The 2,659-nt window shown below is 71.8% G+C and carries 3 protein-coding genes; 2 read left to right on the top strand and 1 reads right to left on the bottom strand.

Annotated features, from left to right (window positions below; genetic code table 11):
* Both CWC38_RS11485 and CWC38_RS11490 read left to right on the top strand, forming a co-directional pair.
* Positions 1 to 1,091 (top strand): DUF6986 family protein (locus tag CWC38_RS11485; RefSeq protein ID WP_121846845.1); only part of this gene is annotated, 1,091 nt, incomplete at its 5' end.
* Positions 1,092 to 1,113: 22 nt separating this feature from the next.
* A complete protein-coding gene (locus CWC38_RS11490; protein WP_121846846.1) occupies positions 1,114 to 1,971 on the top strand; it encodes a bifunctional allantoicase/(S)-ureidoglycine aminohydrolase in 858 nt (285 codons plus the stop codon).
* Between the two features lie 66 nt (positions 1,972 to 2,037).
* Here the strand turns inward: CWC38_RS11490 and CWC38_RS11495 are convergent, their stop codons facing one another.
* Complete coding sequence (locus CWC38_RS11495; protein ID WP_121846847.1) at positions 2,038 to 2,601, bottom strand: GNAT family N-acetyltransferase; 564 nt, start codon at positions 2,599 to 2,601, stop codon at positions 2,038 to 2,040.
* Positions 2,602 to 2,659: the final 58 nt, after the last annotated feature.

Genomic DNA, 2,659 nt, shown 5'->3' on the forward strand with positions numbered 1-2,659 from the left:
CGCCCGATCTCGTGGCGCGCGTCCGGGAGAAGCTGCGCACCGAGCCCGTCGAGGACCTGCGCCTGGACCTGGAGGACGGCTACGGCGAGCGCCCGGACGCCGAGGAGGACGCGGATGCCGTGGCCGCCGCCCGCACGGTGGCGGCGTTCGCCCGGAACCGCGCCTCGGGCGCGGCCGCCGCCCCGGCATTCGCGGGCATCCGCTTCAAGTGCCTCGAGGCGCCCACCCGGGCGCGCGGGCTGCGCACCCTGGACCTGTTCCTGAGCACGCTGGTGCGCGAGGGCGGTCTGCGGGAGGCGGGGATCAGCGAGGACGGTCTGCCCGCCGGTCTGGTGCTCACGCTGCCGAAGGTCTCTGCGGTGGCGCAGGTGCATGTGATGGTCGAGGCGTGTGCCTCGTTCGAGGAGACGCTCGGCCTGCCCGCCGGGCGGCTGCGCTTGGAGATCCAGATGGAGACCGCGCCCATGATCCTGGGCCTTGACGGCACGTGCCCCATCCCGGCCATGCTGCGCGCCGCGGAGGGCCGGGTGTCCGCGCTGCACTACGGCACGTACGACTACTCGGCGTCCCTGGGGATCTCGGGGCAGTTCCAGTCCTTGGAGCACCCCGCCGCGGACCACGCCAAGAACGTGATGCAGGTGGCCGTGGCCGGCACGGGGGTGCGGCTCTCGGACGGCTCCACCAACCGGCTGCCCGTGGGTGATCCCGTGCAGCGCCGCGAGACCTGGGCGCTGCACGCACGCCTGGTGCGCCGGTCCCTGGAGCGCGGCATCTACCAGGGCTGGGACCTGCACGCCCACCAGCTGCCCACGCGCTACCTCACCAACTACGCGTTCTACCGGGGCGCGTTCGACGACGCCGCACGCCGCCTCGTCGCGTACGCCGGGCGGTCCGTGCCCGGCATCGAGACGGCAGACGTGGCGGACGAGCCCGCGACCGCCCGTGCCCTGGCCCGCTATGTGGTGCGAGGATTGCTGTGCGGTGCGGTGGGCGAGGACGAGCTGCGCACCGCCGGCCTGAACCCCGCGAAGGTGCGGGCTGTGGCGAACCCGGGCGCAGCGGCGTCGTCGTCCGCGCCTCAGACCGCATGAGCCCCGAGACAGGAGAGATCGCATGACCGAGCGCACGTACTGGGCCACCCACGGCGGGCACCCGCCGCAGACGGACCTGCTCACCGACCGGGCGATGTTCCGGGAGGCGTACGCGGTGATCCCGCGGGGCACGCAGCGGGACATCGTGACGTCCTACCTGCCGTTCTGGGAGGACACACGGCTGTGGGTGCTCGCGCGGCCCATGACCGGTTTCGCGGAGACGTTCTCGCAGTACCTCGTGGAGGTCGCTCCCGGTGGCGGCTCCGACCGGCCCGAGGACGATCCGGACGCGGAGGCCGTGCTGTTCGTGATGGAGGGCTCCCTGGAGCTGACCCTCGGCGACGAACCCGGGGACGGCGACACCCATACCCTGGAGCCCGGCGGGTACGCGTTCATCGCCCCCGGGGAGACGTGGACCGCGCACAACACCGGCACGCAGGACACCCGGTTCATGTGGATCCGCAAGCGGTACCAGAAGGTCGCCGGCGTGGAGAAGCCCGAGTCCTTCGTGACCAACGAGCAGGAGATCGAACCCACCCCCATGCCGGGGACCGAGGGCCGCTGGGCCACCACCCGCTTCGTGGACCAGAGGGACCTGCGCCACGACATGCACGTGACCATCGTGACGTTCCTGCCCGGCGGGATCATCCCGTTCGCGGAGACCCACGTGATGGAGCACGGGCTCTACGTCCTGGAGGGCCAGGCCGTGTACCGGCTCAACGAGGACTGGGTGGAGGTCCAGGAGGGCGACTTCATGTGGCTGCGCGCCTTCTGCCCGCAGGCCTGCTACGCCGGCGGCCCCAAGCCGTTCCGGTACCTGCTGTACAAGGACGTGAACCGGCACGCGCCGCTGTCCCTGGGAGGGCACGCGGGGCGGTAGTTCCTCCCTGTGGCGAACGCGAGACCGCCGGGGACGAGGAGTCGTGCCCGGCGGTTCGTTCGTCGGTCACCGCTCGCGGTGCTCCTCGGCGAGCATCGCGTACCCCAGGCCGTCGTGCCACTGGCCGTCCCGGTGCAGGGACTCCTTCACGGTGTGGATCTCCCGCCGCATCCCCACCTTTTCCATGACCTTCCAGGACCCGGTGTTCTCCGCGAAGCAGCTGGCCTCCACCCGGTGGACGCCCATGTCGAACGCGATGGACAGACCCTCGCGCACGAGTTCCGTGGCGATGCCTTGCCCCTGGGCCCAGGGCGCCACCACCCAGCCGAGCTCCACCTGCTGCCCCCTGGCACGTTCCGCCACGTCCGCCTGGGACCAGGCATCCTGCTGCTTGACCATGAGATAGCCCGCGAGCCGCCCGTCCCAGCGGGCCATCAGGTGGGTGGTGACGAGGGCGTCCCAGTCCGCCCGGAACTCCTCCCGCGTCGCGTAGACCCTGGTGGTCCAGCGGTTCAGCGCAGGATCGCTCTTCAGCTCCCACACCACGTCCGCGTCCTCCGGGCTCAGCCGGGCCACGGTGAGCCGCTCGGTACGGCGGGGCCAGGTGAGGTCGTCCAGAGTTCGGGGCATGGGCTCAGGATAGCCAGACGTGGTTGCCCGCCCGCAGCCCGTCCGCCCTGCCCACCCT

This window comes from Kocuria tytonicola (assembly GCF_003687455.1).
Taxonomy (GTDB): domain Bacteria; phylum Actinomycetota; class Actinomycetes; order Actinomycetales; family Micrococcaceae; genus Kocuria; species Kocuria tytonicola.